The 6,755-nt window shown below is 72.3% G+C and carries 7 protein-coding genes and 2 pseudogenes; 3 read left to right on the top strand and 6 right to left on the bottom strand.

Going from position 1 to position 6,755, the window contains the following annotated elements:
• The coding region (locus CHB94_RS24015) for an integrase core domain-containing protein (RefSeq protein ID WP_217899498.1) at window positions 1-403 on the top strand (403 nt) is incomplete at its 5' end.
• 14 nt (window positions 404-417) lie between these two features.
• Here the strand turns inward: CHB94_RS24015 and CHB94_RS24020 are convergent.
• Entirely contained in the window at window positions 418-1,035 is a 618-nt protein-coding gene (locus CHB94_RS24020; RefSeq protein ID WP_141137648.1) for an MFS transporter, read from the bottom strand.
• A complete protein-coding gene (locus CHB94_RS24025; protein WP_089339068.1) occupies window positions 1,032-1,256 on the bottom strand; it encodes a hypothetical protein in 225 nt (74 codons plus the stop codon). Before CHB94_RS24025 ends, CHB94_RS24020 begins: the two co-directional genes overlap by 4 nt.
• Before the next feature lie 330 nt (window positions 1,257-1,586).
• On the opposite strand from CHB94_RS24025, the gene CHB94_RS26490 reads away from it, so the two are divergent.
• Complete coding sequence (locus tag CHB94_RS26490; RefSeq protein WP_254920884.1) at window positions 1,587-2,168, top strand: alpha/beta fold hydrolase; 582 nt, start codon at window positions 1,587-1,589, stop codon at window positions 2,166-2,168.
• A 5-nt stretch (window positions 2,169-2,173) separates the two neighbouring features.
• On the top strand, window positions 2,174-2,461 hold the full coding sequence (locus CHB94_RS26495; RefSeq protein WP_254920885.1) for an alpha/beta fold hydrolase: 288 nt from the start codon (window positions 2,174-2,176) through the stop codon (window positions 2,459-2,461).
• 173 nt (window positions 2,462-2,634) lie between these two features.
• On the opposite strand, the gene CHB94_RS26500 is transcribed toward CHB94_RS26495, so the two are convergent.
• From CHB94_RS26500 to CHB94_RS24045, 4 genes and pseudogenes are all read right to left on the bottom strand, one after another.
• Window positions 2,635-2,757: a hypothetical protein gene (locus CHB94_RS26500; protein WP_254920886.1), complete on the bottom strand. Its 123-nt coding sequence runs from the start codon at window positions 2,755-2,757 to the stop codon at window positions 2,635-2,637.
• Between the two features lie 70 nt (window positions 2,758-2,827).
• Window positions 2,828-2,965: pseudogene (locus CHB94_RS26505) on the bottom strand (GNAT family N-acetyltransferase); the annotation flags it as partial.
• 260 nt (window positions 2,966-3,225) lie between these two features.
• Window positions 3,226-4,920, bottom strand: coding sequence for a PHA/PHB synthase family protein (locus CHB94_RS24040; RefSeq protein WP_254920887.1), 1,695 nt, complete (start codon window positions 4,918-4,920; stop codon window positions 3,226-3,228).
• A 363-nt stretch (window positions 4,921-5,283) separates the two neighbouring features.
• Window positions 5,284-6,107 (bottom strand): annotated as a pseudogene (locus tag CHB94_RS24045) (HARBI1 family protein).
• Window positions 6,108-6,755 lie beyond the last annotated feature (648 nt).

Consider the following 6,755-nt stretch of genomic DNA (forward strand, 5'->3'; position numbering starts at 1 on the left):
CACCAATCTGGCGCTGGACGCTCTGGAGATGGGCATCTGGACCCGCCAGCGGGCCGGTGACGACCTGACCGGACTGATTCACCATTCCGATCGCGACGTGCAATATACTGCGGTGCGGTATTCGCAGCGGCTGGCCGAGGAAGGCGCGGTCGCCTCCGTTGGTTCCCGCGGCGACTCCTACGACAATGCGCTGGCCGAGGCCTTCAACTCGTTGTTCAAGGCCGAGCTGATTCGCAACAAGGGCCCTTGGCGGGGCATCGATGATGTTGAGATCGCCGTCGCTGAGTACATCGACTGGTTCAACCACCGCCGGCTACACGGCGAGCTCGGCGTGGTTCCACCGGCCGAGTACGAACTCGCCCATCACGACCGCACCACCGCCCCGACACCGGTCGGAGCGTGAGAACCGAGCCTCCATCAGACCCGGTGCTTGACAGCCAGCATCACCACGGCGGCGGTGACCAACAGCTGCGGTTCGGTGAGGCGCCCCAGCGCCGCATCGCCGCAGGACCGGGAGATAAACATTGCCAGGCTGAAGAGCGCCAGGGTCATGGCCCCGTGCGTGGCACCGGCACCGAGATCACGGGTCACCAGAAGGGCAGACCAATCGGTCACCAGCCCTTCCACCAGCAAGCACGTGACCGCCAGCAGGCCGACCGTCATCGGCAGCCGGGCCGCCGGCCGAACCGGCCGTTCGGCGGCCGGCTGCCCCGCGGCCGGCCGAACCAGTGCCGGCCAGGTCTGGCGGACCAGTCCGGGAGCGGCCACCAGGGACAGCGCGCTCAGCAGCGCCGCGACGGCGGCGAAGTGCGTGCCGACGGAGACGTCCAGATGGGTGGCGACCGCTCCGCCACCGGCACCGGCGAGGACGCCCAGGCTGTAGCCGCCGTGGAGCCGAGCAAGCACGTGGCGCCCGACGGCGACCTGGAAGTTGATCGCCGCCGTGTTCATGGCCACGTCCAGGGTGCCGCTGGCCGCCCCGAGCAGGACCAGCACCGTCGTCAGTTGGGCCACGGTGCCCGCTACGGCGATCAACGCAGAGCCGCACTGAACATCAGCGCGGCCACGATGCAGAGATGGGTGTCCTTGACGACGGCGAGTGCCCGGGCAGTCAGCAGGAGCGCCGGGACCGAGCCTGCGGCCACTCCGAACAGCGCGACGCCCAACTCCGTGTCCGACAGGCCCAGGCCGGCTGTGACGCGAGGAATCCGCGGTGCCCAGCTGGACAGCACCGCGCCGTTGACCAAGAAGATCATCCAGAGGCTGACGAGCGTTGACGAACCACCACGGCGTGACATAGCGACCCTTGGGCCGCCCTGCCGGTTGCAGTTCGCGCCGCCCCCGGACGGTCAGGAGAAGCGCCTCATGAACTTTCGTTGGACCGTACCCGCCTGTCGTCAACCACTCCGACGTCGGCCGACAACCCCACATGAAGGTCAACCAGCCGAGGACGTCCGTGGCTGCTGGATGTTCCAAGCGGCGAGCTCCCAACCGCTGGCGTTCCGGGCGTGTCGCGGTGGGCCCAGCCGGTTCGGTAGATTCGCGCGGGTGCCGCTGCCCGTCCCGTCGTCCGCCGTCCTGCCCTCGTGAGCAGCCGCGAGATCCGCAGCGCGGATGGGACGAGCATCCGCGGCTGGTGCAACGACGGCGACGGCGACCCGGTGCTGCTGTGCAACGGCCTGGGCGCCCCGCTTGCGGCGTGGCCCCGGCTGGTCGCCCGAAGCAGCCGGTATCGGGTCCTCAGCTGGGACTACCGCGGCCTGGGCGGCTCGCAGCGCCCCATGGACCGGGGACGGGTGCAGGTCGAGGATCACGCCGCCGACGCCCGCGCGGTCCTGGACGCCTTCGGTGTGCGCTCGGCGACCCTGGTGGGCTGGTCGCTGGGGGTCAACGTCGCATTCGAGCTGGCACTGCAGGACCCCGCGCGGGTCGCCGGAGTGCTGGCCGTCGCCGGGGTGCCCGGCGGCAGCTTCTCCTCGCTGTTCGCCCCACTCGGCGTACCGCGGCCGCTGCGCGCACGGATCGGGCACCTCAGCAGCTGGTGGTTGCCGGTGATCGGACCGCTGTTGCCGCTGGTCGTGGCGGGTCTCCGACCGTGGGAGGACGCGCTGTCGCCGGCCGCCCCGGGTGGGCGGCGGCGGCAGAGGCCGCGGGTCTGGGAACGCTGACCGCGGTGCTGCGTGAGTTCGCCGGCCACGACTGGCGCTGGTATCGGCACCTCGCCGCCGCGGTCGCCGCCCACGCGCCGCTGGATGTGTCGCCCGTGCACTGCCCGGTGACCTTCCTGGCCGGCCGCTACGACGCGTTCGTCGACGTGGCAGACCTGCGCACCGCGGCCCGTCGCCTCACGGCCGCCCGGTACCGGGAGCTGGCGGGCACGCACTTCCTGCCGCTGCACTACCCGGAGTTGATGCTCGCCGAGCTGCGTTACCTCACCAGGGCACGTCCGTCGTCCGAGTGACCGCATCGCCGGCATGCCGGTGGCCCGGTCCGCCGGCCGCGGCGTGGCGCTGTGGGCCGCCGCTGACCTGCGGCTGGCCTGCAGCATGCCGGGTCGAGCAGGACCGGGGCCGGGGCTCGACGCCGGACCGCCCCGTCGTCCCGCGGCGGCGGGGTTCGTTCCCGGGGCGGTTCTCAGCCTCGGTCGGGATGGGTGGGCGGCAGCCCGAACATCGACCGGTCGGCTGCGCAGACCAGGTCGAGTTCGGCGGGGTGGGTGAGCAGGTGGTGGCGGACGAAGGGGCAGTAGGGCAGCACCCGCAGCTGGGCGCTGGCGGGCGGCGATCAAGACACCGCGGACCAGGATGGTGCCCAGACCCTGGCCGTGCCGGCGCGGATCGACCTCGGTGTAGGGCAGGGTCATGGCGCCGTCGGCCACGTGGTAGCTGGCCCGGCCGAGGACCTCGTTCTCGATCCGGAGCTCGAAGCGGGCCAGGTCGGGCAGGTCCACCACGGTGATCCTCATAGCCCTCTGTCTCCTGTCGGCCGGGAGGGTTGGTGGAGCGGGCGCGGAGGTCGCCGCGCCGGTGCGGCCACCGGCACGGTGCGGGACCGGCGCCGGAGATGCGCGGCCTTCCAGCCGCTGCCGCCCGACTCGCCGCTGCGCGAGCCGCGCCGTCCTCACCCCGCGTCCGGGCCGCGTCACCCGGCGACGTACGAGGTCTTGACGACGCCGTCCAGGAGGTCGCCGGCTTGCCTGACCGGCTGCCCACGCGGAGGGGGCGGTCAGGCGGACGGCCGGTCGCGGACGTAGGAGCCCGGCGCGGGCTCCAGCGGCGGGTGGACGGCGCTGCCCAGCTCGGCCGGGGCGGGCACCTCGTCGCCGGAGCGCTCGATGGTCCACGGCGCCCAGCACTCCCACCAGTTGCCGGCGTGCCACTCGGCCGCGGCGCGCCAGTCCTGCGGGTCCGGCCCCGGGGCCCCACCGGTCCAGTAGCTGGCCTCGGGGTTGCCCGGCGGGTTGACCAGGCTCTGGAGGTGGCCGCCGGAGCTGAGCAGGAAGGTGGCGGGGCCCGACAGCAGTTGGGTGGTCCGGTAGCAGCCGGTCCACGGGGTCAGGTGGTCGGCGACCGCGCCGAGGACGAACGTGGGCAGCGTGATCTCGCCCAGGTCCACCGGGCTGCCGAGCACCGTCACCGCGCCGGGCCGGACGAGCGTGTTGTCCTGGAAGATCTGCAGGAACTGCTTGTGCAGGGCGGTCGGCAGGTTGGTCCCGTCGGCGTACCAGGCCAGGAGGGCGGAGGCCGGGGGGTCCTCCCCCATCAACCACTGGTGGACCAGGGAGTGGAACACCAGGTCGTCGGGGCGCATCCAGCTGAAGGCGGACTCCATCGACCGGGCGGGGATCACCCCGTGGGTGCGCGGCTTGCGCCGGCCGGCGCCTGGTCCACGGCGCCCGGAGAACGCGGCCATCGGCGCCGGGCTGTCGAAGTCAAGCAGGGTCACCGCGTATGCCGCGCTGTGCACGCTGCGGTCGGCGATCGCGGTGAGGTGGTTGAGCACCGTGGTCAGGAGGATTCCGCCGGCGCAGAAGCCCATCGTGTTCACGTCCGGCGATCCGGTGATCTCCCGGGCCACCCCGATCGCCCGGCGGATGCGCTCGGCGTAGGTGTCGAGGTTCCAGCCGGCCTGCTGCCGCGCCGGGTTGCGCCAGCTGATCATGAACATTTGCAGCCCCTGGCCGACGGCGTACTCGACGAAGCTGCGCTCCCGCGCCAGGTCGAGGAAGTAGAACCGGCCGATCGGCGGCGGGACGATGACCAGCGGCCGCTGCCGCACCCGCTCGGTCGTCGGCCGGTACTGGAGAAGCTCGATGACGTCGTCCCGGTAGACCACCGCGCCCCGGGTCACAGCCAGGTTCCTGCCGACGGCGAACTCCGAGCGGTCGGTCTGCGCCGGCAGCCCGCCGTGGTGCACGAAATCCTCGACCAGATGCCCCATGCCCCGCACGATGCTGCGGCCGCCGGTGTCGATCGCCCGCTTGAGAGCGGCCGGGTTGCCCAGCAGCGTGTTGGTCGGCGCCATCCCGCTGGTCAGCGCGGTCAGCGCGAAGCGGGCCCGCTCGACATCGCGCCAGTCGGCGCCCTCGGCCTCGTACCGGTCGACCAACCGGTTCAGCGAGGAACCCCAGGCAAGGTAGGCCTGGCCCAGCCGCCGGTAGGCGGGGTTCTCCCGCCACGCCGGGTCAGTGAAGCGCTCGTCCTGCGCCGACGGCGCCAGCCGGTCGGTGCCCCGCAGGATCGAGACGACGTCCCGGCCGAGACGGACGGTCTCACGGGCCAGCGCGCCGGGCCGGGCGATCGCGCCGACCAGGCCGCCGGCGACGCCGCGGGCGGACGGGAGGGCGACGATCTCGGCGGCCTCCAGCGGGGGTGCCGGCTCGGAGGTTCGCTCGTTGGGGGAAGCAACGGCAGCGGACACGGGGCCTCCTCGTACCAATGACGGACCGTATCCAGCACCCGATGACCGTCGCCAGGGCTCTTCGATCCTGTTCCGGCGCGCTCCCGGGCACACCGCGCGGCATGATCCCTCCGTTGCCCTCCCGGTTCGGTGCGTCCCGCCCGCTCGGGCGGCATGGCAGAAGATCAAGGTCCCCGCGTGCCGACGTCGCCGGCCCGGCCACCCCGCGGCTGTGGACACCCGGGGGTTTCCACAGAACCCGGAGTGCGCCGGGCAACCGCACCGGGGCGGCCACGCTCGCCGCATTGCCACCCTCACCGACCCCCAGCCGGCGGGCGCCCTCCCAGTGAGCCATTCCCAGTAACGGCTCGGCCCGGTCGATGATCATGTCGTCCGGCCGTGCTGGTGATGGAGAAGCACGAGAGCGGCGGCGGTGATCGCGTCGATCCGCCAGGGGCAGAGGCTGACCCGGCGCAGCGCCTTGAAGGTGGTCTTGAGCAGGGAGTTGCCGCGTTCGGCCGGACCGCGGGTGGCCGCGTGCAGCAGGTTGACGGTGCGCTGGTCGCCGGTCAGCTGGCGGCCGCCGGGGTGCTTGATCGGGGTGGTCGGGGCCGCGCGTTCGCCCTCGTAGCCCAGGTCGGCGAGCACGGCATGGGTGGCGTCGGTCCACTCGGCCAGCAGCGGCAGGGCCCCGGCGTGGGCGCGCAATGCGGTGGTGTCGTGTTCACGGCCGGGTCGCACCGGCGAGGTCCACAGCGGCCAGCCGTCGGGCGCGGCGATGACCTGGATGTTGCCGCCGTGGGCGGCGCGCTTGCCCGACCACCACAGGTCCACCCGACGCTCGGGGCGGTCACCGCGGGCGGTGGGACCCGGTGCGGCACATCGGTCGGTGCGGATCAGCGTGCCGTCCACCGTCACGTGCGCATGGCCGGCGGCGCGGGCGGCCAGCAGCGCGCCGCGCAGCCCGGGTGCGGCCGCGGCGAGGACGTCGATGCCCTCGTGCAGATACCGGTAGGCCGTTGAGCGGCCGATCCGGTTGTCGGCGGCCAACTGGGCCAGCCGGGTGCCGTCAAGAAACCAGCGCAGCACCAGCACCGCCTGCCGATAGCAGCCCAGCCCCCGTCGGCGCCCGCGGCTGCGCGTCGCCGGCGTTCGGCGGCCAGCAGCCGCGACACGAACTGCACGGTCTCCTCGGCGACCGGGAGCACGGCGGTATAGGTGACAGGATCGGACACAGCAGGACCTCGGTGTGGGGCATCCGTGGGAAGACGTCCCTCCTACCGGGGTCCTGCGCTCCTTCCGGTCATCCCGCTTCCGTCGGGTCAAGTGCGTGTCGCCTGTGATGGCTGGGCGACTTCGGGCCATCGAAGGGGCGCATCCTGTAAGCCCGCCCATCTCGAGAGGCGGTGGGGGGCGCGATGGACGAACTCGAGGGCGAATCGGCGGAGGACCTGGCCACTTCCTTCTCTCCAGCGACGGCCTGACCGGCGTCGAGACCCGACCGCACGATCACGGGGCCGGCGACGGCTACTCGAGCAGCGTGCGGGCACATCCGGCTCATCACGAGCATCGAGATCTTGACGAGATGCGGTGTCGAGGAGACCGGACAGCCTCTGCCGCTTCTCGATGCGGATCGGAATCGACCGTGTAGCGGAGGGCTCCGAACCGGTCGTGCTCGCTCGCCGGGTCGGCGTGCGGCAGGTCCGCGCCGTATCGGAATCTCTTCTGACCGCAGTGAGTCGGCGCTAGCGTCGACCCGCTTCATCGCGAGGTGGCGGACTGTCAGACCGCGCGATCGGCCCGACGGTCACGCAGCAGTGACGTGTCTGTGCGCAACGCAGCTCACGGATCGTTCG

Origin of the sequence: Blastococcus mobilis (assembly GCF_900188025.1) — a bacterium.
GTDB classification, from domain to species: Bacteria; Actinomycetota; Actinomycetes; order Mycobacteriales; family Geodermatophilaceae; genus Blastococcus_B; species Blastococcus_B mobilis.